The 24,710-nt window shown below is 68.4% G+C and carries 20 protein-coding genes, 2 tRNA genes and 1 other RNA gene; 8 read left to right on the top strand and 15 right to left on the bottom strand.

Annotation, left to right across the window (positions count from 1 at the left end; genetic code table 11):
- Positions 1 to 540: 540 nt before the first annotated feature.
- From recR to pta, 4 genes are all read right to left on the bottom strand, one after another.
- Positions 541 to 1,137 (bottom strand): recombination mediator RecR, encoded by a 597-nt coding sequence (gene recR, locus ITJ61_RS19620; RefSeq protein ID WP_068476612.1) that lies wholly within the window; start codon positions 1,135 to 1,137, stop codon positions 541 to 543.
- Positions 1,138 to 1,179: 42 nt separating this feature from the next.
- Positions 1,180 to 4,104 carry a DNA polymerase III subunit gamma and tau gene (locus ITJ61_RS19615; protein ID WP_194687201.1) on the bottom strand — a complete coding sequence of 975 codons (2,925 nt, stop codon included), beginning with the start codon at positions 4,102 to 4,104 and terminating at the stop codon, positions 1,180 to 1,182.
- 378 nt (positions 4,105 to 4,482) lie between these two features.
- The gene (locus ITJ61_RS19610; protein WP_104243391.1) at positions 4,483 to 5,670 is read right to left on the bottom strand and encodes an acetate/propionate family kinase; all 1,188 of its coding nucleotides are present in this window, start codon (positions 5,668 to 5,670) and stop codon (positions 4,483 to 4,485) included.
- A gap of 54 nt (positions 5,671 to 5,724) precedes the next feature.
- Positions 5,725 to 7,839, bottom strand: coding sequence for a phosphate acetyltransferase (gene pta, locus ITJ61_RS19605; RefSeq protein WP_194687200.1), 2,115 nt, complete (start codon positions 7,837 to 7,839; stop codon positions 5,725 to 5,727).
- A gap of 102 nt (positions 7,840 to 7,941) precedes the next feature.
- On the opposite strand from pta, the gene ffs reads away from it, so the two are divergent.
- From ffs to ITJ61_RS19590, 3 genes are all read left to right on the top strand, one after another.
- Positions 7,942 to 8,038: signal recognition particle sRNA small type (gene ffs, locus ITJ61_RS19600), an RNA gene on the top strand.
- A 127-nt stretch (positions 8,039 to 8,165) separates the two neighbouring features.
- The gene (locus ITJ61_RS19595; protein WP_194687199.1) at positions 8,166 to 8,819 is read left to right on the top strand and encodes an SDR family oxidoreductase; all 654 of its coding nucleotides are present in this window, start codon (positions 8,166 to 8,168) and stop codon (positions 8,817 to 8,819) included.
- 106 nt (positions 8,820 to 8,925) lie between these two features.
- Positions 8,926 to 9,013 (top strand) — tRNA-Ser (locus tag ITJ61_RS19590).
- Between the two features lie 148 nt (positions 9,014 to 9,161).
- On the opposite strand, the gene ITJ61_RS19585 is transcribed toward ITJ61_RS19590, so the two are convergent.
- The 5 genes from ITJ61_RS19585 to ITJ61_RS19565 all read right to left on the bottom strand — a co-directional run bounded on the left by ITJ61_RS19585 (position 9,162) and on the right by ITJ61_RS19565 (position 14,221).
- On the bottom strand, positions 9,162 to 10,283 hold the full coding sequence (locus ITJ61_RS19585) for a hypothetical protein (protein WP_194687198.1): 1,122 nt from the start codon (positions 10,281 to 10,283) through the stop codon (positions 9,162 to 9,164).
- 257 nt (positions 10,284 to 10,540) lie between these two features.
- Complete coding sequence (locus ITJ61_RS19580) at positions 10,541 to 11,890, bottom strand: hypothetical protein (RefSeq protein WP_194687197.1); 1,350 nt, start codon at positions 11,888 to 11,890, stop codon at positions 10,541 to 10,543.
- Between the two features lie 249 nt (positions 11,891 to 12,139).
- The gene (rplL, locus tag ITJ61_RS19575; protein ID WP_104243228.1) at positions 12,140 to 12,523 is read right to left on the bottom strand and encodes a 50S ribosomal protein L7/L12; all 384 of its coding nucleotides are present in this window, start codon (positions 12,521 to 12,523) and stop codon (positions 12,140 to 12,142) included.
- A 45-nt stretch (positions 12,524 to 12,568) separates the two neighbouring features.
- Positions 12,569 to 13,084 (bottom strand): 50S ribosomal protein L10, encoded by a 516-nt coding sequence (gene rplJ, locus ITJ61_RS19570; protein WP_104243230.1) that lies wholly within the window; start codon positions 13,082 to 13,084, stop codon positions 12,569 to 12,571.
- Between the two features lie 255 nt (positions 13,085 to 13,339).
- Positions 13,340 to 14,221, bottom strand: coding sequence for a LysR substrate-binding domain-containing protein (locus ITJ61_RS19565; RefSeq protein ID WP_194687196.1), 882 nt, complete (start codon positions 14,219 to 14,221; stop codon positions 13,340 to 13,342).
- Between the two features lie 115 nt (positions 14,222 to 14,336).
- On the opposite strand from ITJ61_RS19565, the gene ITJ61_RS19560 reads away from it, so the two are divergent.
- The 4 genes from ITJ61_RS19560 to ITJ61_RS19545 all read left to right on the top strand — a co-directional run bounded on the left by ITJ61_RS19560 (position 14,337) and on the right by ITJ61_RS19545 (position 19,077).
- The gene (locus ITJ61_RS19560) at positions 14,337 to 15,488 is read left to right on the top strand and encodes an FAD-dependent oxidoreductase (protein WP_104305968.1); all 1,152 of its coding nucleotides are present in this window, start codon (positions 14,337 to 14,339) and stop codon (positions 15,486 to 15,488) included.
- Positions 15,485 to 16,747 carry an allantoate amidohydrolase gene (locus ITJ61_RS19555; RefSeq protein ID WP_194687195.1) on the top strand — a complete coding sequence of 421 codons (1,263 nt, stop codon included), beginning with the start codon at positions 15,485 to 15,487 and terminating at the stop codon, positions 16,745 to 16,747. The genes ITJ61_RS19560 and ITJ61_RS19555 overlap by 4 nt, the downstream gene beginning before the upstream one ends.
- Before the next feature lie 185 nt (positions 16,748 to 16,932).
- Entirely contained in the window at positions 16,933 to 17,976 is a 1,044-nt protein-coding gene (locus tag ITJ61_RS19550; RefSeq protein ID WP_228497244.1) for a YqaJ viral recombinase family protein, read from the top strand.
- A 99-nt stretch (positions 17,977 to 18,075) separates the two neighbouring features.
- Positions 18,076 to 19,077, top strand: a complete 1,002-nt coding sequence (locus tag ITJ61_RS19545) for an NADP-dependent oxidoreductase (protein ID WP_228497243.1) — start codon at positions 18,076 to 18,078, stop codon at positions 19,075 to 19,077.
- Between the two features lie 21 nt (positions 19,078 to 19,098).
- On the opposite strand, the gene ITJ61_RS19540 is transcribed toward ITJ61_RS19545, so the two are convergent.
- Positions 19,099 to 19,767: a FadR/GntR family transcriptional regulator gene (locus ITJ61_RS19540; RefSeq protein WP_104341878.1), complete on the bottom strand. Its 669-nt coding sequence runs from the start codon at positions 19,765 to 19,767 to the stop codon at positions 19,099 to 19,101.
- A 185-nt stretch (positions 19,768 to 19,952) separates the two neighbouring features.
- On the opposite strand from ITJ61_RS19540, the gene ITJ61_RS19535 reads away from it, so the two are divergent.
- Entirely contained in the window at positions 19,953 to 21,734 is a 1,782-nt protein-coding gene (locus tag ITJ61_RS19535; RefSeq protein ID WP_194687194.1) for a 2-isopropylmalate synthase, read from the top strand.
- 100 nt (positions 21,735 to 21,834) lie between these two features.
- On the opposite strand, the gene rplA is transcribed toward ITJ61_RS19535, so the two are convergent.
- The 5 genes from rplA to ITJ61_RS19510 all read right to left on the bottom strand — a co-directional run bounded on the left by rplA (position 21,835) and on the right by ITJ61_RS19510 (position 24,642).
- Entirely contained in the window at positions 21,835 to 22,521 is a 687-nt protein-coding gene (gene rplA, locus ITJ61_RS19530) for a 50S ribosomal protein L1 (protein ID WP_068482355.1), read from the bottom strand.
- Positions 22,522 to 22,624: 103 nt separating this feature from the next.
- Positions 22,625 to 23,056: a 50S ribosomal protein L11 gene (gene rplK / locus ITJ61_RS19525; RefSeq protein WP_104243242.1), complete on the bottom strand. Its 432-nt coding sequence runs from the start codon at positions 23,054 to 23,056 to the stop codon at positions 22,625 to 22,627.
- 113 nt (positions 23,057 to 23,169) lie between these two features.
- Entirely contained in the window at positions 23,170 to 24,099 is a 930-nt protein-coding gene (nusG, locus tag ITJ61_RS19520) for a transcription termination/antitermination protein NusG (RefSeq protein WP_104243244.1), read from the bottom strand.
- Positions 24,100 to 24,187: 88 nt separating this feature from the next.
- Positions 24,188 to 24,499, bottom strand: a complete 312-nt coding sequence (gene secE, locus ITJ61_RS19515) for a preprotein translocase subunit SecE (protein ID WP_104243246.1) — start codon at positions 24,497 to 24,499, stop codon at positions 24,188 to 24,190.
- Between the two features lie 70 nt (positions 24,500 to 24,569).
- A tRNA-Trp gene (locus tag ITJ61_RS19510) sits at positions 24,570 to 24,642 on the bottom strand.
- Positions 24,643 to 24,710: the final 68 nt, after the last annotated feature.

Below are 24,710 nucleotides of genomic sequence, written 5' to 3'. Positions count from 1 at the left end.
ACACGCGCAACCGCACCCACCCACAACTCTGCGCCGCGCGGCGTCGCACCGCCCCACGCAGGGCCCCACCGACCCGCCGACCCACTCGTCCGCTCACCCACAGACCCGCAGACCCACTCGCCCACCCATCCCCTCGACAGAGTTGTGGGCAGATGCGCTCGACAACACGCGCAACCGCACCCACCCACAACTCTGCGCCGCGCGGCGTCGCGCCGACCCGCTCAGGGACCCACCGGCCCGCAGACCCGCCGACCCACTCACCCGCCCATCCCCGCGACAGAGTTGTGGGCAGATGCACTCGACAACGCGCGCAACCGCACCAACCCACAACTCTGCGCCACCCGGGTGGAGGTGGCAGGTTCAGGGGCGGCAGAAGTGAGGCCAGCAGGGCGAAGCGGAGGGGCGCGGCGGAGCGGGGTGGCAATCAGCGGAGGGGCGCGGCGGAGCGGGGTGGCAATCAGCGGCGGAGCAGGCGGCGCGGCCGGCGCTGACGCGACTGACGGCGGGACCGGCGGAACTCGCCAGTCCGCCGCGCGACGGTCAGTCGATGGCGCGGCGGCCGGAGAAGGCGCGACCGAGAGTGATCTCGTCGGCGTACTCGAGGTCTCCTCCGACGGGGAGGCCGGAGGCGAGCCGGGAGACGGGCACGCCGATGCTCGTGAGGAGCCGGCTCAGGTACGACGCCGTGGCGTCTCCCTCGAGGTTCGGGTCGGTCGCGACGATGACCTCCTTGACCTCCCCCGATTCGAGCCTGGCCAGGAGGGTGCGGATGTTCAGGTCATCCGGACCGATGCCCTCCATCGGATTGATGGCGCCGCCCAGCACGTGGAAGAGGCCGCTGAACTCGCGGGTGCGCTCGATGGCGGCCACGTCCTTCGGCTCCTCGACGACGCAGATGACGGTGCGGTCGCGACGCGGGTCGCGACACACGTTGCACTCGGGCCCCTCGCTGACGTTGCCGCAGACGGTGCAGAACTGCACTCGCTCACGAACGGTGGCGAGGATCTGCGCGAGCCGCGACACGTCGAAGGACTGCGTCTGCACGATGTGGAACGCGATGCGCTGCGCGGACTTGGGACCAACGCCGGGCAGGCGCCCGAGCTCGTCGATGAGGTCCTGGATGATGCCTTCATACATGGCTCAGTTGCTCCGACCTTCGAATGATGGTGCACGCACGGCTCAATAGCCCCCGTCTTCAGGTGGTGGTGGTGCGGAGAAGTCGTCCTCGGGCGGCAGCTCGGCGGCCTCGGGTTCGGGCACGATGATGTCCTCGCCGATGAAGCGTGCGCCGAGGCGCTCGCGAACGATGGCCTCACCGTAGCGCTCGACGCCGGGAATCACGGGTGCGCTCGCGACGCGCTGGGTGCGCTTCGGAGCTGGCGCTGCCACGGGCGCTGACACCTCGTCGTCCACAGGTGCCGCCTGCACCGCGGGTGCTGCGCTCGTGGTCGCCACCGCACCCGGGGCGGATGCTGCGGGCACGCGAGGCGTCGAGCTCGCGCCCGAGGCAGGGCCGGACCCGGGGATGGCCGCGGTAGCCCATCCGGAACCGGGGCCGTCGTCGGGAACCGACTCCTGCCCGGGGATCTTCGCGACGGTCCAGTTGAGGCCGCTCGACGAGGATGAGGCCTTCGCCGGAGGGGTCGTGGATGAGCGCTCGGAGGGCGCCGGAGTCGCGGTCGGTGCAGCCGTGGACTGCTCTCGCGAGGTGCCGGCGGTGCGAGTGTCCGCCGCTCGAGCTTTGGCTGGAGCTGCAGCCGGTGCCGGGTCGGGCTCCGCTGGTGCCGGCGCCGGGTCGTCGCCGCGGCTGGGAGCCTGGCCTCCTCCTGGCGCGCCGGCCCCGCCCGCTCCGCCTGGTCGCTGCGGCTGGAACTTGACGGTGATGCCGAACATCTCCTGGATGGCGGTGCGCAGCACGGCGCTCGGCGCGTCGGCGGCGCCTCGTTCGCCGCGGAACTGATCGAGCACGGCGCGCGACGGCACCTCGAAGACCAGGAGATCGCCGACGAGATCGCGCGGGTGCACCGACTGGGCGACGCTCCAGGCGTGTGTGCCACCGAGGTCGCGCATGCGCTCGAGCAGCGTCGGCCAGGCGTCACGCAGTTGCGCGAACACGGGCGGCTCAGCGGATGCTCGCGCGGCCGTGGCGTGCGGGGCCGGAGCCGGCTCGCGGGCCTCGCCGGGTGCGGGTTCCTGCGCGGCGGTGAGGCCCGGCGCGGAGACGGGGGCCGGCGTGGACTCGGCTTGGGCTTCAGGCGCAGACTCGGGTTCAGGCGCAGACTCCGCGACGGGCGGAGCGGGTGGCTCGTCCTCGGCAGGGGCGTCGGCGTCCGCCGGCGCTTGGCCGTCGAAGGGCGCTTCGACCTCGGCCGTGCGACCCGCGTCGGGCTCGGGCTCGGAGTCCTGGCTCGCTTCACCGACGGGGGCCGGCGTGGTCTGCTCCTCGATGGGCGCGGAGGGAGGCCCCGCGTCCAAGGCCGGTTCCGCCGAGGGCTCGGTCGGCGGCAGCACCACCGGAGCCGGAGCCGGAGCCGATGCAGGTGTAGGTGTAGGTGTAGGTGCGGACGCCGCTGGAGCCGGCGAGGCCGAAGCTTCCGCCGGAGTCGTTGCCGAGGCTGCGGGAGCGCCGGAGCTCGAGGTCGCCCCAGACCCTGGGGTCGCGGCGGCCCAGGACGCGGCGGCGAGACGCGCCGCAGACGCCGTGTCGGGCTCCCCGGCGGCAGGCGCGGCAGCGGGAACCGGTGGCACCACGGCCTCGTTCGGCGCACGGTCGGCAAGCGACTGCGACTGCGACGGCTGCGTCGCGTGGGCTGCGGCTGGTTCGGACCTTGAGGCAGGCGCGCCCGCCTGCGGAGCTGCGGCAGGCGCATCCGCTGGCGCCGACGCGGCGGAACCAGCGGCCGGCGCGGTGGCACCCGAGGCGGCAGGGGCGGCGAGACGCTTCGGCGACGTGCCCGGCGCATCCGCGACGGCGAGCAACGTGCCGCTGTCGATGAAGTCGGCCCGCGAAGCGACGAGGATCCGCGCGACGAGCAGCTCCAGGTGCAGCTTCGGCGAGGTCACCCCGCTCATGTCGGTGAGGGTCTCGTTGACGAGGTCGGCGATGCCCGTGAGTGCGGCAGGCGAGAATCGACCGGCCTGGACGCGAAGCGCCTCGACCTCGTCCGCTCCGAGCCCGCGAAGCACTGCGCCGGCACCGGGACCCGTGGCCTTGGCGACGATGAGGTCACGCAAGCGCTCGAGCAGGTCCTCGACGTAGCGGCGAGGGTCTTGGCCGGACTGGATGACGCGGTCGACCGCCGTGTAGGCAGCGGCAGGGTCGGCGTCGGCGAAGGCATCGATCGACTCGTCGAGCAGCTCCTGGCCGGTGAAGCCGAGGAGGGCAGCGGCGCGCTGGTAGCCGAGGAGACCCGTCTCGGAGCCCGCGATGATCTGGTCGAGCAGCGAGAGCGTGTCTCGGGCAGAACCGCCCCCGGCACGCACGACGAGGGGCAGCACGCCGGGCTCGGCGGTGACGCCCTCGCTGGTGCAGAGCTCTTCGACGTACTCGAGCATGAGGGCCGGCGGGATGAGCCGGAACGGGTAGTGGTGCGTGCGCGAGCGGATCGTGCCGATGACCTTCTCGGGCTCGGTCGTCGCGAACACGAAGCGCACGTGCTCCGGCGGCTCCTCGACGACCTTGAGCAGGGCGTTGAAGCCGGCCGAGGTCACCATGTGCGCCTCGTCGATGATGAAGATCTTGTAGCGGTCGCGGCTCGGCGCGAGGATGGCGCGCTCCCGCAGCTCGCGAGCGTCTTCCACGCCACCGTGACTGGCGGCGTCGATCTCGAACACGTCGAGCGAGCCTCCGCCGTCGCGCGCGAGCTCGACGCACGACTGGCAGACACCGCATGGCGTGTCGGTCGGCCCCTCCGCGCAGTTCAGGCAGCGGGCGAGGATGCGCGCGGAGCTCGTCTTCCCGCACCCTCGCGGGCCGGAGAACAGGTAGGCGTGATTGACACGACCGGTGCGCAGCGCGGTCATGAGGGGTTCGGTGACCTGCGACTGCCCGATCATCTCGGCGAAGTTCTCAGGCCGATAGCGGCGGTACAGGGCTGTGGCCATGCGCACCATCGTAGACGCCACCACCGACATCGGGCGCGCCGCGGACCGTCCCTATCCGCACCGTGGGGCTCACAGCGCGCGCAGACTCTCTCCCTCCCAGCCAAGTGGCCCCGAAGCAGCGCCCCTGCCGAAATCGCTGCCAGCCAAATGACCCTTCAGAGGCACCCTTCAGCGGCAAATCGGCGGGCAGCGATCACTCTCCGACGACGCGGGGGCGTGGGAGGCAGGGCGCGAAATGCGGATGCGAAATGCGGATGCGGATGCGGATGCGGAAAGCCGTGATCGGCCGAGGCAAGGGCAAGCTGGTCTGGTTCAGACCCCGCCGGGCCGAGCCGAGCCGGGTCATACCGCGCCCCTCCAGGTCAGCTCCGGCTCAGGTCAGGCGATCGCGGCCAGGCTCTGCCGCGCGATCTCGAGCTCCTCGTTCGTCGGCACGACCAGCACCTCGATGCGCGAGTCGTCTGCTGAGATGCGGCGAGCATCCCGCGACGACGACTCGTTGCGCTCGGGCGAGAGCTTCACGCCGAGCCATTCGAGGCCCTCGAGCACGTCGGCGCGCAGCTGGGCGTCGTTCTCGCCGATGCCGGCGGTGAAGACGATCGCGTCGACTCCTCCGAGCAGCAGCATGTAGGCACCCAGGTAGTGGCGGATGCGGTGCGCGTAGACGGCGAGGCCGAGCTGAGCGCGCTCGTCGCCCGCGTTCGCCTTCTGCCGGACATCGCGCATGTCGCCGGACCCCGTGAGCCCGAGCAGCCCGGACTTGCGGTTCAGGAGGTCGTCGAGCTGGTCGATCGTGTAGCCGCCGCGACGGGACAGGTGCACGAGCACGGCCGGGTCGAGGTCGCCGGTGCGGGTGCCCATGACCAGGCCCTCGAGCGGGGTCATTCCCATGCTCGTCTCGACGGAACGGCCACCGTCGACGGCGCACATGCTGGCGCCGTTGCCGATGTGCAGCACGATCGTCTTGAGCTCCCCCAGGTCACGCCCGAGGAAGCCTGCGGTCTCCTCGGAGACGAACTTGTGGCTCGTGCCGTGCGCGCCGTACTTGCGCACCCTGTGCTCCTTGGCGACGGCCGCGTCCAGTGCGTACAGCGACGAGGCCTCGCTCATCGTCGTGTGGAAGGCCGTGTCGAAGACCGCGACGTGCGGCGTCTCTGCGAAGACGTCACGCGCGCCGACGATGCCCTCGAGGTTGGCGGGGTTGTGCAGCGGCGCGAGCGGGATGAGGTCCTCGATGTCCTGCAGCACCTTGCCGTCGATGACGGCCGCGTCGAAGAAGCGGCGCCCGCCGTGCACGACGCGGTGCCCCACGACGACCGGCGGGAACTCGGCGAGGCTCGGGCCGTGCTCCTCGAAGCCCTCCAGCATGGCCTCGAACCCGCGCGTGTGGTTGGGGATGTCCGCTTCGCGCGCGAAGGTCGCTCCCCCGGTCTTGTGCGTGACGCTGGCGACGCTCTCGCCGATGCGCTCCACGAGGCCGGACGCGAGCGTCTCCTCGCGCTCCATGTCGATCAGCTGGTACTTGAAGGACGACGAGCCGGAGTTGACGACCAGGACGATGCTCATGAGCACCCTTTCTCGAGACCCGCGAGAGGCGGGCGGGACGTGAGGCGGATGCTCCTAGGAGCGCTGCGCCTGGATCGCCGTGATGGCGACGGTGTTGATGATGTCGGAGACGAGCGCGCCTCTGGAGAGGTCGTTGATGGGCTTGTTCAGGCCCTGCAGGATCGGCCCGATCGCGACAGCTCCGGCGGAGCGCTGCACTGCCTTGTACGTGTTGTTGCCCGTGTTGAGGTCGGGGAAGATGAACACCGTGGCGCGGCCGGCTACCTGGCTGCCTGGCATCTTCTTGCTCGCGACCGCCGCATCCGTCGCCGCGTCGTACTGGATCGGCCCTTCGACGGGCAGGTCCGGCATGCGCTCGCGCACGATGCCGGTCGCGGTGCGGACCTTGTCGACGTCGGCGCCGGACCCCGACTCCCCCGTCGAGTAGGAGAGCATCGCGACGCGCACGGCGATGTCGAACTGCGTGGCCGTCTCGGCGGAGGAGATGGCGATGTCGGCGAGCTGCTCTGCCGTCGGGTCGGGGTTGACGGCGCAGTCGCCGTAGACGAGCACGCGGTCGGCGAGGGCCATGAGGAAGACGCTCGAGACGACGGAGACGCCCGGCTTGGTCTTGACGATCTCGAAGCCGGGGCGGATGGTGTGGGCCGTGGTGTGCGCGGCCCCTGAGACCATTCCGTCGGCGAGGCCGAGGTGCACCATGAGCGTGCCGAAGTAGCTGACGTCGCGCACGCGCTCGGTCGCGGCCTCGATCGTGACGCCCTTGTGTGCGCGGAGCCGCGCGTACTCCTCCGCGAAGCGGGCGACGTAGTCGGGGTTGCTCGTGCTCAGCACGTGAGCTGCCGAGATGTCGACGCCGAGGGCGGATGCACGGCCGCGCACCTCGGACTCCTCGCCGAGGATCGTGATCTCGGCGACCTCGCGTGCCAGCAGCGAGCCCGCCGCCACGAGGATGCGGTCGTCGCTCCCCTCCGGCAGGACGATGTGCTTGCGGTCGGAGCGGGCCCGGTCGAGGAGCGTGTTCTCGAACATGAGCGGCGTCACGACGAGCGACGGCTTGACGTTGAGGAGCGCGACGACCTCGATGGCCGGGATGTGCTGCTCGAACTTGGCGAGTGCGAGGTCGATCTTGCGGCGTGAGATGCCCGCGGCGGCGAGGCGTCCGCGGGTCTGCATGATGCGCTGGGCTGTGTCGTAGGTGCCGAAGTTGGTGCGGATGATGGGCACCTCGACGTTGAGGCCCTTGATGAGGCGCTCGATCGCCGGCGGGAACTCGAACGGGCCGTTGACGACGATGCCCGTCAGCGACGGGAACGTCTCGGCTCGCTGCGCGAGGAGCACGGCGAGGAGCACTTCGGTGCGGTCGGCCGCGATGACGACGACGGCACCCTCCTTGAGGCGCTCGAGGACGTTCTGCATGGACATGCCCGCGAGCACGACGCCGAGGACCTCGCGACCGAGGAGCTCGCGGTCGCCGTAGACGAGCTCGCCGCCGACCGCATCCAGAAGCTGCGACAGAGACGGAGCCATGAGGAGCGGCGTCTCGGGGATCGCCCACACGGGCACCTTGTGACCGAGCTCGCGGAGCGCGCGGTCTGCGACGGCGGCACGCACCTCTTCCGTCGCGTGCTCGTCTGCGCGGTTGATGGCGATGGCGAGCAGGGTCGCGTGCGCAGCGTCGAGCTCGGGGAGGGTGACCTCGAGCGCCTGCGCCAGCTGCTCTGGCGTGCGCGGCTGCCCCTTGTCGGCATCGAGGCCGGTCAGGACGAGCAGGACCGGCGCGCCGAGGTTCGCGGCGACTCGAGCGTTGAAGCCCAATTCGGCGGGGTTGCCGATGTCGGTGAAGTCGCTTCCGACGATGACCACGGTGTCGCAGCGCCGCTCGAGGGCCCGGTAGCGGGTGACGATGCGGGACAGCGCCTCGTCGGGATCGGCGTGCACGTCGTCGTAGGTGACCCCGAAGCCCGACTCGTACTCGAAGCCGCGGTTCTGCGGGTCGAGCTGCGAGAGCAGGAGCTCGAGGATGTCGTCTCGCGCCTCAGCGCTCTGCACGATGGGTCGGAACACGCCGACCCGGCCGATCGACCGGCTCAGGGCACTCACCACGCCGAGCGCGATAGCTGACTTGCCAGAGTGACCCTCTGATGACGTGATGTAGATGCTTGTCCCCACGTCAGGCAATGGTAGTCGGGTGCCGAGTCAGCGGGCTGTCGTGATCCTGCCAATTCGAATCGCCCCCGATTCGCGTCTCGCTCACGTCGCGCTATGATGGTCGACGGCTCCTCGCGTGGCGCCATCCAGGCCAACTCCCCCAGGGCGGAAACGCAGCAAGGGTAACCGGGCTCTGGCGGGTGCGCGGGGGGTCTTTTCTTTTCCTGCGACTCATCCCCGCCACTCAGGCCGCAGCTGCCCGTTCGATCGCCGGCCCCGCGGCCGCTCGCAGATCGCCCGCCGCGAACGCTGGCCGTGAACTCAGGCTGACCAGCTTGACTGCAGGCATGAGAATTGCAGTCATCGGTGGAAATGGTCAGATCGCACGCCTCCTGACAACCCAGCTCATCGAGCGCGGTCACCGCGTCACGAGCATCATCCGCAACCCGGACTACGTGGACTCCCTCAAGGAGCTCGGCGCGGATCCAGTCATCGCCGACCTCGAGCAGAGCACGGCGACCGACCTCGCCAAGCAGCTCGGCCATGTGGATGCAGTCGTCTTCGCCGCGGGTGCTGGCCCCGGCAGCTCCGCGGAGCGCAAGCTCACGCTCGACCGCGACGGCGCGATCCTCTCGGCGGATGCTGCAGAGATCGCGAACGTGCGCCGGTTCGTCGTCGTCTCCGCCATCGGCACGGATACGTTCGACCGCGACTCCGACGACGTCTACCAGGTGTACCTGCGGGCGAAGAGCGAGGCCGACGCCGATATCCGCGCCCGCAGCGCGAAGCTCGACTGGACGATCGTGCGCCCCGGCGGCCTCACCGACGACGAGCCGACTGGCCACGTCAAGGTGGGCGAGCAGGTCGAGCGCGGCAGCATTCCTCGTGCAGACGTGGCGGCGGTGATCGCGGCCCTGCTGGTTCGCCGCGTGGGCATCCACAAGCAGTTCGAGGTCGTGTCTGGCGACGACGAGGTGGGCGAGGCAGTCAAGAAGCTGTAGCCAGGGCGCGCCTCGCGGGCTCGCCGCGGGTCGATTTGGCCCTCGCGTTCACGAACGGCCGCCAGACCCGCTATGCTCTTTCGAGGTGAGCGCCTGGCGCTCCCGTGGAGGATTCGCCTAGTGGCCTATGGCGCACGCTTGGAAAGCGTGTTGGGTGAAAGCCCTCAGGGGTTCGAATCCCCTATCCTCCGCCATGTGCACGAAAGCCCCGACCAGGGATTCCAGGTCGGGGCTTTCGTCATGCTGCAGGCAGGGCGTGCAGACGGGCAGGCGCGCGTGCGGGAACGCGAAGAGGGCGCCACCCGAAGGTGACGCCCTCTTTACGAAGAGCTCAGTGAGCTGCTAGGCCTTCTTGGTCGCCAGGCGGCGGGCGACGAGCACGCCGGCTCCCGTGGCGAGCGCGAGGAGACCGATGCCGGCTGCGCCGAATGCGTCTTCCGCACCCGTCGTTGCGAGCTCAGGCGACTTGTGGCCCGTGTTGGTGCCTCCGCCGTTGCCCACGGGGACCGTGGTGACCGTGGGTGCCGTGGTCGGCGCGGTCGTGGTGCCCGGCGTCGCCTCGGCGATGAGGAACGTGAACGTCGCCGAGAGACCGCTCGACTGCGAGAGCGTCACGGTGTACTCACCGAGGGGCAGCGGGGTGCCCGACTGGTTGATGAGGACGCCCGGGTAGCTGCCGTCTTCCCCGACCACGGAGTCGTCGGTCGGGTCGACCTGGACCGAGGAGCCGGACGGGGAGGTGACCGTGAGGTCGAGCGCGAGGCCCGGCGTGAAGTTCTGCGCCGTGTACGTGATGTTGTCCGTCGGGAGGAAGCTGTCTGCGTTCGCGTAGGCGAGCGGAGCCTCGACCGTGGGGGTCGGCGTCGCGGTCGGCGTGCTGGTCGCCGTCGGCGTTGCCGTGGGCGTGGCCGTCTCAGTCGGCGTTGCCGTCTCGGTCGGCGTGGCCGTCGCGGTCGGCGTCGCGGTCTCGGTCGGCTCCGGGCTCGACTCCTCAGCCACGGTGAAGCCGAACGTCACGACGTGCTGTGCGGGGCCGGATGCGTCGGTGTAGTTCTGCGTGATCCTGACGCCGTAGTCACCCACGTCGAAGCCCAGGGACGAGATGAGCTCGCCGCTGTAGTTGCCGTCGCTGTCGACGTCCCAAGCCGAGTCGCCGCTCGGCTCGACCGGGACGGTCGAACCGTCGGGCAGCGTGAGCGTGATGCTGGAGAGAGCGAGGTCAGGAGCGAACCCCGTGAGGGTGTACGTGATGTTCTCGTCGGGCGTGAAGCTCGACTTCGTTGCCTGCCCCGTCGCCTCGGATGCGGCGGACGTCTCCGCCGGAGTCGTGCTCTCGACGGGAGGGGTGGTCGTTGCTGCGAACGCAGGGGCGGCAGTCAGCACGGCGCCGCCGGCGAACACGCCGAAGGCGATCGCGAACGCGGACGCGCGCTTGCGCGACGGAGAGAAGAATGAGGAAGCCATAACCAAATCTTGGCCCGACTCACAGGTGATGTCCAGAAGGTTAAGTCGGAACATAGCGAAATCGAGCTTGCTTCGGTTCGTGCCGAGGCGACTAAAGCCCTGGTCAAACGACATTTACTGGCACGGTTTTGGACCGGTATCCAGACTGGGGACTTCTCCCCAGTTGCGTGAAAACGCATGGAAATCGCCGCCGACAGAAAGAAAGCGGGGCTGGAGCCATTTGGCCCCAGCCCCGCTCATCGCAATCTTCGTTGCTGTCAGCTCTCGCGACGGCGGCTCAGGAAGCGCGCGCCAGTCACCGCGGCGGCACCGAGGCCGAGGACGAGCAGGCCGATGCCCGCCGCGCCGAAGGCGTCTTCCGCGCCGGTGGTCGCGAGCGACTTGCTCTGCGCCTTGCCCTTGGTGTCGCCGTTGCCAGTACCGTTGCCGCCACTTCCAGCCGGGGCAGAAGTCGCGCTCGGCGACGTGCCGCCGGTGGCTGGCGTCTCGCCGGTGACCGAGAAGGACGTCGTGGCCGTCTGCTCTGCCGCAGCTGCTCCGGCGTCGGGCTCGAGCTCCACCGCCGAGGGCGACTCAGCAGACGCCGTCAGCTCGGACTCCTCCTGCACGATGAGCGGCACCGCGCGGGCAGAGTCGGCAGCAGGAGCGTCGGTCTCCTCGCCAGCCGCGGGGCTGATGGTCGTGAGCGTGATGCCGTAGTCGCCGACAGCCCAGGCTGCGTCGTACGTGATGATGCCGGCGTAGTTGCCGTCCGCATCCGGAGTGATCGGCTCGGCGGACTCGAACTCCGCGGAGCTGCCATCCGGGAGCAGGAGCGTGAGGCCCAGCTCGGCGCCGGGTGCGAAGCCGGTCGCGACGTAGGTGATGCCCTCTGCGGCCTCCTCCTGCGTGTAGCTGGCCTGCTCGGTTGCCACAGCGGGGGCCGCAACGGGAGCCTCGGTCTCGGTCGGGGAGGGCGTGACCGTCTCCGTCGCAGTCGGGGCGACGCTCGCGGTCTCCGTCGGCTCGAGCGTGGGCTCCTCGGTGAGCGTCGGCTCGGGGGTCTCTGTGGCCGTCTCGGTCGGCTCGGGAGTCGCCGTCTCGGTCTCCGTCGGCTCGGGCGTCGCCGTCTCGGTCGAGGTCTCGGTCGGCTCGGGAGCTGCCGTCTCCGTCGGAGCAGGCGTCTCCGTGCCCGCCGGCGCAACTGCCGCGAACGCCGTCGAGGCCTGCAGGCCCTCCGACTCGAAGATCACGACCGAGTAGTCACCTTCGCTCCACGCCTCGTCGCTCTTCAGCTCAGCGCTGACGACACCAGCTTCGTCGACCTTGTGCGACTCGGTTCCCCAGGACCAGTTGGTCTGCCCGTCGGGGCCGACAACCTGCACGTGGACGACGTTGCCCGGCGTGAAGCCAGAGCCCGTGACCGTGACGCCGGAAGCGTCCGCCGCGATCGCTTCCTCGGAGACCGAGGCCGATGCCGGGCCGCGGTCGACACTCGCGTCGACCTGGTCGCCGTTCGCTGCGAACGAAGGCGCGGCCGTGACGGCGACGCCACCGGCGACGACGCCGAAGGCGATGACGAGGGCCGTGGTGCGAGCGCGAGCGCTCTTGAAGGTGTCGGAAAGCATGAGGGGACGCTAACACGGCGGATTATTGTGCGTCGAGGCCGAAATGGGGTCAAGCGACACGCGGAAAGTTGCGGATTCTCGTCAACACACCAGTCACATTGGTCACACTGACCTCAGGAATCGCATCTTCAACAGGGATTTTCTCGCAAACAGGAACGAGGCACCGCATCCAGAAACTGGATGCGATGCCTCGTGAAAAAAGTTCCTTCGGCGTGTCGGAACACACCGCGCAGAACCGCTGCGGGATGACTACTTGACGGTCACCGAAGCGCCGGCAGCCTCGAGGGCGTCCTTTGCCTTGTCAGCAGCTTCCTTGTTGACGCCCTCAAGAACGGCCTTCGGAGCACCGTCGACGAGTGCCTTCGCCTCACCGAGGCCGAGGCTCGTGAGTGCGCGCACCTCCTTGATGACCTGGATCTTCTTGTCGCCAGCGCCCTCGAGGATGACGTCGAACTCCGTCTTCTCCTCCTCTTCGGGTGCGTCAGCTGCTGCAGCAGCAACGCCTGCAACTGCAACGGGAGCAGCAGCGGTGACCTCGAAGGTCTCCTCGAACGCCTTGACGAACTCGCTGAGCTCGATGAGCGTGAGCTCCTTGAATGCTGCGATGAGCTCTTCAGTCGTGAGCTTTGCCATGTTTTTTCTCCTTGTGTGTTGTTCTAGCCGCGAGATCCCGTAGGACTAGTTCGCGGACTCCTGCTTTTCGCGCAATGCCTCGACCGTGCGAACAGCCTTGGCTGCAGGCGCGGTGAACAGGTATGCGGCACCGAACAGCGAGGCCTTGAAGGCGCCGGCAAGCTTGCCGAGCAGAACTTCGCGGGACTCGAGGTCGGCGAGCTTGTTGACCTCTTCTGCACTGAGGGGGTTTCCGTCGAAGAAACCACCCTTCAGGACAAGCTGAGGGTTGTCCTTGGCGAAGGTACGAAGACTCTTCGCGACTGCGACGGGGTCGCCGTGCACGAACGCGATTGCGCTCGGGCCGGCCAGCTCGTCGTCGAACGCGGTGATTCCGGCGTTGTTCGCCGCAATCTTCGTCAGCGTGTTCTTCACCACGGCGTAGCTTGCGTGCTCACTGATCGAGCGACGCAGCGTCTTGAGCTGCGCAACAGTGAGACCGCGGTACTCAGTCAGCAGGACGGCGGTCGAGTTCTGGAACAAGTCCTGAAGCTCGGCAACAGTTGCTTCCTTGGTCGCCATGGCACTCCTCTCTCTCTTGCACGTGCATGACGTTTGTCATTCACGCACCGCAGGCGCATCTTCGATGCACAACACACAAAAAAGCTCCGGTCGCAGGTGGACCGGAGCTGAGAGGATGCGCTTGCGCGCAGAGCAGATCTGCTTCGTTCACCTGCGCGGGACGTTCTTGCGAACCTTCGTTCGTGTGCGTTCTCACGCACAACGAAGACCTGCGGTCTTGGGCTTCCGAAAGAGTACATGCTCGCGCGGCGATCGTCAACGCGAGTCGCGAAGACTCTCGATGAGCAGGCTGGAGCTGGGATGAGAACGCTGGCCTTCGACGGCGTAGAGCTCGGTGCGGGGCGAGCCGAGCAGTGGGCGTGCGACAACCCCCGGCATGTGGAATCGGGCCACCGACGCCGGCAGGATCGAGGCGCCGACGCCCGCCGCGACGAGGCCGAGAACCGTCTCCTGATGCACGACGCTCTGCACGATGCGCGGCACGGCCTGGGCTCCCCTGAGCCACGACATGACGGCAGAGACGAAGCCCGGCATGAGCTCGAACGGGAAAAGCACCACCGGCTTCCCGTGGAAGCTCCCTGGTCCGACGATCGCCTCGGCGGCAAGCGGGTCACCAGCGGGGAGCACGGCCACCAGGTCCTCCCCCTCGAGCAGCGTGGCGCTGAGCCCGGGAACGGCGAGGGGGTCGCGGAGTATCCCGACGTCCAGCTCGCCTTCGAGCAGGAGCGTCACCTGCTCGGCGCTCGTGAGGGACTGCGGCTCGAGCTGGATGCGCGGCCTGAGCAGCTGGAACGCCTGCAACCCCCTGGGCAGCACGCTGTAGCTCGCCGAGCTCACGAAGCCGATCCGGAGCCTTCCGGCCGTCCCTGCCGCCACGTCCCCGAGGTCCGAGACGGCCGCGTCCAGGTCGTCGAGGACCGCCCCGGCTCGCTGTCGGAACATCCGGCCGGCCGCAGTGAGGGAGACGCTCCGCGTCGTCCGCTCGAACAACGGCACGCCGAGCTCGTCCTCGAGCTTGCGGACGGCGACGGTCAACGGTGGCTGCGTCATGTGCAGGCGTGCCGCAGCACGACCGAAGTGCAGCTCGTCGGCGACGGCGACGAAATACTTGAGCTGGCGCAGTTCCATGACTTCCATTCGCGATGCATATCAAATGCTCTGCAAATGATATTGGACACACGCGCACCTCGGTGGCCTACTGGAGGTCGAGCATCACTCGAGCACCACTCGATCAACCTCGCAGGGAGCGGATATGACCGACACGATCGTCATCGGCGCGGGACTCGCCGGCGCAGCGGCCGCTTGGCATCTCACCGAACGCGGACACCACGTGACCGTTCTCGAACGGACGACCCCGGCGAACGAGCACGGGAGCTCCCACGGTTCCGCTCGCATCTTCCGGTACGCCTACCCGGAGCAGATCTACACCGACCTCGTCGTGCGGTCGAAGGCGGGCTGGGACGAGCTGCAGCGTGTCAGCGGCACGCAGCTCATCCGCCCGACCGGCGCACTCGACCACGGGAACATCCGCGACCCCGCGGGCCTCGCGGCCGTGCTGGAAACGGCAGGTGTCGAGCACGAGCTCCTCAGCGCCGAGGCAGCCAAGCAGCGCTGGCCGCAGTTCCGGTTCGAGACCGACGTGCTCTGGCATCCGGGGGCCGGAGTTCTCGACGCTGGCGGGACCGTCGACGCGCTCCTGGCCGCCGCATCCGCAACCGGGATGCTCGAGCTGCGCACCTCGTGGCCCGTCGCCCGCGTCGAACGCACCGGCAGCGGCTACCGCGTGCATTCGGCCGACGGGGCGACGGTCGACGCGGACAGCATCGTCGTCGCCGCCGGCGGCTGGCTCCCGGCGCTTCTCGGAGAGCTGTCGCTGCCGACCGCGTTCCTCGATCAGTTCCCGAAGCTGGAGGTGCGCCAGGAACAGGCGTACCACTTCCCCTACCTCGACGATGCGGACTCGGGCCCCGACGCCGCCCCCTGGCCGACCTTCATCAGCAAGTCGCGTCAACTGCAGACCTACGGGCTCCCCGGCGGACGCGACGCCGACTGGCGAGGGCAGAAGGTCGCGCAGTTCAACGGCGGCAAGATCATCGACTCCGCACTCACGCAGGACGGCATCGTGGATGCGGCCAACCGCCGCGCGCTCATCGCGTACGCCGAGAGGTTCCTCCCCGGCGTGCGGCCAGAGCCGTTCGCCGAGACGACCTGCCTGTTCACGACGACACCGAGCGAGGACTTCGTGATCGACCGGGTCGACAACCTCGTGGTACTTTCGGCCTGCTCTGGCCACGGCGGGAAGTTCGCTCCGCTACTCGGAGAGCTCGCCGCCGACCTGCTCACCGGAGCGGGCACCGTTCCCGATGAATTCCGCATCGCCGCAGCGACAGGAGCCGCAGCATGAGCACAACCACGACCGCGACCACGGCGAACGCCGCCCACCCGAGCTCCGTGTCGGCGCTCATGCGCGAGATCGAGCACCTCGGGCGCGACCGGACGCGGGGCGGCTACAGCAGGCCCGTGTACTCGCATCCCGAGCTCGAGCTCCGCGAGTGGTTCCTCGCCGCCGCCGCGGCCCGCGGGCTCGACGTCGAGATCGACGCCAACGGCATCATCTGGGCCTGGTGGGACCGCCCCGACGGCAACCGCTCCGGCGCCCTCATCACGGGTAGCCACCTCGACTCTGTTCCAGGGGGCGGCGCCTTCGACGGCCCCCTCGGGGTGACGGCAGCCCTCGCCGCCGTCGACCTCCTCCGCAGCGAGGGCCGCCAACCCAGCGTCGCCATCGCCATCGCGGTGTTCCCGGAGGAGGAAGGCTCTCGCTTCGGCGTGGCCTGCCTCGGCTCGAGGCTCCTCACCGGTGCCATCGACCCGGACCGGGCCCGGTCGCTGCGGGACGCGGACGGCACGACCTTCGCGGAAGCGTCGGCCGCGGCCGGCTTGGACCCAAGGCATCTCGGCCCAGACCCCTCGAGAGTCGCGCAGTTCAGCGCCTTCATCGAGCTGCATGTCGAGCAGGGCCGCGGCCTCATCGACCTCGCCGGCCCCGTCGCGATCGGCTCATCGATCCTCGGCCACGGCCGTTGGCGAGTGAGCTTCACGGGCCAGGGCAACCACGCCGGAACAACGCTCATGGCCGACCGGCGCGACCCCATGGTCGCCGCAGCTCGGCTGATCGTCGGCATCGAGGAGATCGCCCGCACCGTGCCGGGCGCCCGCGCAACCGTGGGTCGACTCGAGCCGGTCCCCGGCGGGACCAACGTCATCGCATCCCGGGTCGACGCGTGGCTCGACGTGCGCCACCCGGACGATGACGTGACCGCTGCACTCGTCGAGCGCATCCGTACTCGAGCGAGCGAGGTGGCTGCCCAGCAGGGCTGCGAAGCCGTGCTCGTCGAGGAGTCGCTCTCACCGACCGTGTCGTTCGACGCGAACCTCCGAGACACGCTCCAGCGCGCGCTCCCCGAGGCGCCGGTGCTCGACACGGGAGCCGGCCACGATGCCGGAGTGCTCGCGGCGCACCTGCCCACCGCCATGCTCTTCATCCGCAACCCGAGCGGCATCTCGCACTCCCCCGAGGAATACGTCGAAGACGCGGACGCCGACCACGGCGCGCGGGCGCTCGCGACGGCGATCATGGCAGTCGAGGCAGCCCCGCACTGACGTGCCGCGGCGGCGCGACCTCGACTGACGTGCGTGGCCGACGGGGGCGACGCGCCGGGGACTTTCGCGGCAACGGCGCCTGGTACCGAATCTGTCGGTGGTGTGGGGAGGTGGAGCGACGTCTTTTCTTCCGACAGACGGCACTCCCTGCCGGATCTGTCGGTGGTGTAGGAAAGAATGAACAGATGGTCATGTTCCGCCCGAGCCACGACGTCGACGAGACGTCCTGGTTCGGCGAACCCAAGACCGAGCCCAAGACAGCGCCGAAGTCGCGGCGGCGGGACCGCGAGCTCTACGGCCCGGCCGCGCTCGTCGACTACGCGGCGCCGCCCGCGCCGATCCGGCAGGAGCAACCGCGCACGAGCGGTGGACTCACGGAGCTCCCCGCCGAGCCGCTGCCGCGCTTCTACACCTCGGAGACCCGGCCCGCGTCCGCAGCAGCACCGCTCTCGGCAAGCGAGGTGGGCGTCTGGCGCGCCCACGTCCCGGCCTCCGCCGAGACCGCCGCCATCGAGCTCCCGGCAACGCGCGAGGTCGAGGCGATGAGCGCCCACCTCCTTCGAGTGCTCGCCGACTCCAACGACCGCGCGGCCTGGCTCAAAGCCCGCTCCGACGGCGTCACCGCGACAGACGCGGCACGACTCGCGACCCCCTCCTCGGTCAAGCAGGTCGTCAAGGACAAGGTCATGGGCACCTCCTTCAACGGCAACGCGTACACCGACTTCGGCCGGCAGCGCGAGCCGGAGATCGCCAGGTGGGTCATGGAGCGCCACGGCATCCCAGCGAGCGGCCTCCTCTTCCACGCCGAAGCGTCGAAGAGCCACCTCGCGACCCCCGACGGGCTGCACTGCGACGAGGAAGGACGCATCCTCCTCGCCGAGATCAAGACCACCAACAAGGTCTGGAAGCGCATCCCCCGCTCGTACATGCGGCAGATCTGGTGGCAGCAGTACGTGCTCGGCGCCGAGCGCACCCTCATGGTCTGGGAGCGGCACCAGGACTTCATCGTCGTCGACCGCGAGCCGAAGTTCGTGTGGATCGACCGCGACGAGGCCGAGATCGCGAAACTCGTGACGCTCGCCAACGAGGTCCTCAAAGACGTCGAGAAGTACCGCGGTGAGTTCGCGCAGTACTCCACGGGCAACGCCGCGCCGTTCCAGGGGTATGGCAACACGCACAGCAGCAGCGACTACACGCAGTCGTTCTACGACGCCGAGACCTACGCGTAGCCAGCCCCACGGGAGCGGCTCCCTTTCCGGGGGAGGCTCCCTTTCCGGAGGAGGCTCCCTTTCCGGAGGAGTCTCCCTTTCCGGGGGAGAATGGCGCGTATGACTGACGCCTCCGACCTCCAGCCCACCTCCGACACGATGCGCGCCGCCCTTGTCACGGGCATCGGCGGGCCCGAGAAGATGCAGCTCGGCGAGGCGCCTGTCCCGCTCACGCTCAACTCGGACACGCTCGTGCGCGTCAAGGCGGCGGGCGTCAACCCCATCGACGGCAAGACCCGCTCAGGTGCCGGCGCGTCGAAGGCGATCTCGAGCTTCCCCTCGACCCTCGGCGGCGAATTCTCCGGGGTCGTCGTCCGCGCCCCTTACGAGCTCGCGCCGTTCCAGCCCGGCGATGAGGTCTACGGGATGCTCCTCTTCCCGCGTTACTCCGGCGCGTACGCCGAGTACGTCTCCGTCCCGTTCATGAGCCTCGCGAAGAAGCCCGAGAACTTGTCGTTCATCGAGGCCGGCGGCGTTCCGCTCGCGGTGCTCACCGCCTGGGCCGCAGTGGTGGAGGCCGGGGGCGTCTACACCGGACAGCGGGTCCTCATCCATGCCGGCGCGGGCGGCGTCGGCCACTTCGCCGTGCAGCTTGCGAAGTACTACGGAGCCCACGTCATCACCACGGCGTCCGAGCGCAATCACGACTGGCTGCGCGAGCTCGGCGCAGACCAGGTCATCGACTACCGCTCAGCGCGCTTCGAGGACACCATCGCCGAGCCGGTCGACGTCGTCATCGACCTCATCGGCAACGTGAAGGACCAGACAGGGACCCGCTCGCTGCGGGTGCTGCGCGACGGCGGAACGCTCATCAACGTGCCGACTGGCAGCTACCCGGAGCTCTTCGAGGAGGCCGCCGCCGAGAACCGCGGCATAGTCGCGTCGACCCTCAAGCTCTCGCCAGAGGGCCGAATCCTGCAGACCATCACGCAGCTCTTCGAGCAGGGCGCCCTGCAGACCCACGTCGACCGCGTCTTCCCCCTCGCCGAGGCAGGCGCCGCCCAGGAGCTCATCGCAGAGGGCCACGTGCGCGGCAAGGTCGTCCTCGACATCGACGCGTAGGCCGCGAGCAACCGGCCGTCGTCAGGCCACGCTCGCTGCGAGCTCCAGCAGGTGGGCGCGCGTGAGCGCGGCCGCCGATGGCGCGTCCTGCGCATCGATCGCGTCGAGGATGCGGGTGTGGACGAGGTGGTCGGCGTCACTGCCGAACTCGCTGCGAAGGCGCAGCATCCCGATCATGGCCTGCCTGCTGCGGGGCGCGAAGCCCTCGAAGAGCTCCGAGAGGATCTCGTTGTGTGCCGCGGCGACGATGCTGCGGTGCAGCGCGGTGTCCGCATCCACATGCGCCTCGATGCTCGATCGTTGCGCGTCGCGAGCATCGGCGGCCCGCCTCATCGCGAGCAGCTCCTCGCCCGTGCGGCGCTCCGCGGCGAGCGAGGAGGCCTCGACCTCGACCGCGATGCGCGCTTCGATCACCGTCTGGATATCTGCACGCAGCAGCACAGCGTCCAGGGCCTCCGGGGCGTCCAGCGCAATCACGAAGACGCCCGCGCCCTGCCTGGTGGCGAGCACCCCGCTCCCCGCGAGTTGGCGGATGGCCTCGCGAATGGTCGACCGTCCGACGCCAAGTTGGGGTGCGAGCGTCGTCTCTCCCGGGAGCTTCTGGCCGAGTTCCCACTCGCCTGCCCGGATGCGCTCGAGCAGCAGCTTGGCCGCCTGCTCGGCGAGTGGTTCACGGTGGAGGGTGCTCATGCCCCCATCATCTCGCACTCCCGCAACTCGTCTACTTGTCTGAGGAGTTGTGGTAGCTTCTCTCGCATGCCGCGCACTCCGCTCACGCTTCTCTGCCACGGCGGGACCTCGCCTGACCGGTCCCCCGCCGTGGAGCTGAGACGCGCGCCGGTCGTCACGATCGCACGACAACCAAGGACACGACCATGCACAGCAGCGCATCCCGGATCTCTCCCCCAACCGGCCCGATCCCCAACAACGCACCGCACTGGAACCGCCAGCGCCACTCGCAGATGCCATCGCACCGATACCGCGACGTGTACTCGCGGGTCGAGGTGCCCCTGACGGAACGCGACTGGCCCTCACGCCGACTCACGGCAGCACCACTCTGGGTGCCAGTCGATCTCCGCGACGGCAACCAGGCCCTGTCGGAGCCGATGGACCCCGACCGCAAGCGCGTCTTCTTCGAGCTCATGATCCGCATGGGCTACAAGGAGATCGAAGTCGGCTACCCCTCCGCCTCGCAGACGGACTACGACTTCGTGCGCCGCATCGCGACCACCGACATCGCACCGGAAGACGTCACCATCGTGGTGTTCACGCCAGCGCGTCGCGACCTCATCCAGCGCACGGTGGACTCGATCCAGGGCATCAGGAACCCCGTCGTCATCCACCTCTACACCGCGACGGCGCCGGCCTGGCGCGATGTCGTCCTCGGGAAGAGCAAGCAGCAGCTGAAAGAACTGATCCTGGCCGGGGGCAGAGATGTCCTCGAGCTCGCCGGCCACCTGCCGAACGTCCGATTCGAATTCTCGCCAGAGGTGTTCAACCTCACCGAACCCGACTACGTGATCGACATCTGCGACGCCATGACAGCGCTCTGGATGGCAACCCCGGATCGGCCGGTCATCCTGAACCTTCCCGCCACGGTAGAGGTCGCGACCCCGAACGTCTACGCGGATCAGATCGAGTACATGCACAAGCACCTCGCGAGGCGCGACTCGGTGATCCTCTCCGTGCACCCCCACAACGATCGAGGGACCGGAATCGCCTGCGCCGAGCTCGCAGTGCTCGCAGGAGCGCAGCGAGTGGAAGGCTGCATCTTCGGCAACGGCGAGCGCACCGGCAACGTCGACATCGCAGTCCTCGCGTTGAACCTGCACGCGCAGGGCATCGACCCGATGATCGACTTCTCGGACATCGACGCGATTCGCCGAACGGTGGAGTACAGCAACCGCCTCGAGATCCACCCGAGGCACCCGTACGCAGGAGACCTCGTCCACACGGCCTTCAGCGGGACGCACCAGGACGCCATCAAGAAGGGACTCGCCGAGCATCGATCCCGAGCTGCGCTCGAGATGCGGGCAGAACGCGAAACCGAGTGGCGCGTGCCCTACCTGCCGATCGACCCCGCCGACATCGGGCGCAGCTACGACGCCGTCATCAGAGTCAACTCGCAGTCAGGCAAGGGCGGCATCGCCTACCTCCTCGAGGCGGACTACGGCATCGAGCTCCCCAGACGCCTGCAGATCGACTTCGCCAGGCGCGTCCAGGAGCACACCGATACCAGCGGCCTGGAGATCGAGGCGGCACAGCTGCTCGAGCTCTTCGAGCGCAGCTACCTCCGCGTCGACACGTCCGGCGTGGAATTGCTCGACTTCAGCGTCGAAACCCGCGAAGACGTCACGCGCACGCGCATTCGCGTGAGCGTCGACGGCGTCGAGCACACCGGCATCTTCGACGAGCTCGGCCCCGCAGAGGCCGTCACCCAGCTCCTCGCCGACGCGGGCATCTCCGTCGACATACGCTCACTCCACCAGACATCGCTCGGCGCCGGCAACAGCAGCGATGCTCTGACGCTCCTGGAGTACAACGACTCGTCAGGCGCACACTGGGTCGCCGGCCGAGACCGGTCTGTGCTGTCGGCAACCGTGCAGGCGATCCTGAGCGCTGCGCGACGCCAGCTCGCAGCGCTCGAACGCGCGTAGCGGCCACCGCGGAAACGCAAGAACGGCCCAGTCCGAAGACTGGGCCGTTCTCGCGTGGCGGATGCGGGGCATCCACCTGAGCTGTGCAGCTCGCGGCAGACTAGATCGCGTTGACGTCCAGCGGGATGCCGGGGCCGAAGGTCGTCGAGACGACAGCCTTCTGGATGTAGCGGCCCTTCGAGCTCGACGGCTTGAGGCGGACGACCTCGTCGAGAGCTGCGCGGAGGTTCTCGCCGAGCTGCTCCGACGTGAACGCCGACTTGCCGACGATGAAGTGCACGTTGGAGTGCTTGTCGACGCGGAACTCGATCTTTCCGCCCTTGATCTCGGTGACAGCCTTGGCCGGGTCGGTCGTGACCGTTCCGGTCTTCGGGTTCGGCATGAGGCCACGGGGTCCGAGGACCTTACCGAGGCGTCCGACCTTGCCCATGAGGTCAGGGGTGGCGACCGCGGAGTCGAAGTCGGTCCAGCCGTCTGCAACGCGAGCGATGAGCTCGTCGCCGCCGACCTCGTCAGCACCAGCAGCGATAGCCGCCTCTGCCTTGTCACCCGTCGCGAAGACGATGACCTTGGCCGTCTTGCCGGTGCCGTTTGGCAGGCTGACGGTGCCGCGAACCATCTGGTCAGCCTTGCGCGGGTCTACACCCAGGCGAAGAGCGACCTCGACGGTGCTGTTGAACTTGGACGAGCCGGTCTCGCGTGCGAGCTCGACGGCCTCGGCGAGACCGTAGAACTTGTCCTCGCCGATCTTCTCTGCCGCGGCACGGTATGCCTTGGACTTAGCCATGTTGTTCTCCTTCAAGAGTTGCGGTTGCGAGCCTGGCCGGCTCTCCCGCGATGTTCAGTACCGCGCCCGAAGCGCGACGTGTGGTGTTGGGAGCGGGAAGGCCTTAGCCCTCGACCGTGATTCCCATGGAGCGAGCCGTACCGGCGATGATGCGCGACGCCATGTCGATGTCGTTCGCGTTCAGGTCGGACTGCTTCTGCTCGGCGATCTCGCGGACCTGGGCGGCGGTGAGCTTGCCGACCTTGGCCGTGTGAGGCGTCGGGGAGCCCTTCTTGACGCCGGCAGCCTTCTTGATGAGCTCGGCAGCAGGAGGGGTCTTCAGGATGAAGGTGAACGAACGGTCTTCGTACACGGTGATCTCGACGGGGATCACGTTGCCACGCTGCGACTCGGTAGCCGCGTTGTAGGCCTTGCAGAACTCCATGATGTTGACGCCGTGCTGACCGAGCGCGGGGCCGATAGGAGGAGCCGGGTTAGCGGCGCCAGCCTGGATCTGCAGCTTGATCAGACCCGAGACCTTCTTCTTGGGTGCCATGTCTTTTCCTTCTTTCGATTCGAACTCCGCGCTGATGCGCGGCGCTCTCCCGGTGGCCCGGCGGTTCCGGACTCCGGTGGTTTCTGAGGGCAGCAGCCCTATTGGAGCGAGATCTAGAGCTTCGTGACCTGGTCGAAGCTGAGCTCGACCGGGGTCTCGCGCTCGAAGAGCGACACGAGCACGGTGAGCTTGCCGCTCTCGGGCTTGATCTCGCTGATCGATCCGGTGAGCCCCTCGAAGGAGCCCTCCTTGATCGTGATGGTCTCGCCGATCTCGAAGTCGATCTCTGCGATGGGCTGGCGCTTCTGGAGGCCAGCCTGACCGGATGCGTTCGCCTTCGCGGGTGCTTCAGCGACTTCGACCAGACTCTTCAGCATCTCAAATGCTTCGTTGAAGCGCAACGGGGTCGGGTTGTGGGCGTTGCCCACGAAGCCGGTCACACCCGGCGTGTGACGGACAACCGACCAGCTGTCCTCGTTGAGCATGAGGCGGACGAGCACGTATCCGGGGATGCGGACACGCGTGACCATCTTGCGCTGGCCGTTCTTGATCTCGACCACGTCTTCCATGGGGACTTCCACCTGGTAGATGAAGTCGCTCATGTTCATGGACTCGGTGCGCTGGTGCAGGTTCTGCTTCACGCGACGCTCGAAACCGGCGTAGGTGTGGATGACGTACCACTTGCCCGGCTTGAGGCGCAGCTCGCGCTTGAAGGTCTCGTACGGGTCGACGTCCGGGTCTTCCTCGAGAGCCTCGACCTCTTCGTCCTCGGTCGCGGCAGCCGCGGCGGCCTCTTCCTCGCTCGTGTCGATCTCGAGGACATCGTTGACGATCGCGTCGACCTCGGGGTCGACGACGTCCGCGCCTTCTCCGTCGTCGAGGTCTTCCTCGGTCACGACTTCGTCGGACTCTTCGATCTCGTGGGCCGCGTCGAACTCTGCGTCGATGTCGCGGTCACCCTCCTGGGCCTCTACGACTTCGGAGTCCTGCTCCAGGGCGGTCTCGTAAAGACCGTTCGGGTCGGCGACGTTCGGGTCTGACACGATTCCTCATCTCGATTCTGTGATGCTGGGCTGCTCGCCCGTTGTCGGTGGAGGCCTGTGAGCCGGTGGAGAGCTTGGCGCGCTCCGGCTATTCCGTCGGGACCGGCGTCGCGGCCGGCTCGCTCGGGAAGAACGAGCTTCCCTGACCGAAGACCCACGAAGCGCCCCACCCGAAGAGCAGGTCGAGCACCGTGACGAGCGCCATCATGAAGATGACGAAGACGAGCACGACGCCCGTGAACTTGAAGAGCTCAGCCCGGGTCGGGGTGACGACCTTCTTGAGCTCGCCCATGACCTGACGGAAGAAGAGAGCGATACGGCCGATGATGCCGCGCTTCGGCTCGGAGCCTCGCTTTGACTCGGCGACGTCTGTCGCCTCATCTGACTTGCTTGGACTCACGCGCTCTCCCTTTCGATGGTTGAGACCTTCGATGGTGGGCCCCGTAGTGGGTGCGTTCAGCACCGAAATGCAGGGCGGACAGGACTCGAACCTGCAACCTGCGGTTTTGGAGACCGCTGCTCTACCAATTGAGCCACCGCCCTTTGCGTGAACACCGGATGCGTGCATCCGTTCACCCTGATACCGTCTGCAGCCGTTCCATAGGGAACAG

Origin of the sequence: Pseudoclavibacter sp. VKM Ac-2888, from assembly GCF_015351285.1 — a bacterium.
Classification (GTDB): domain Bacteria; phylum Actinomycetota; class Actinomycetes; order Actinomycetales; family Microbacteriaceae; genus Pseudoclavibacter.
The sequence above is the reverse complement of the archived record's forward strand: the minus strand, read 5'-3'. Positions and strand labels throughout refer to the sequence as shown.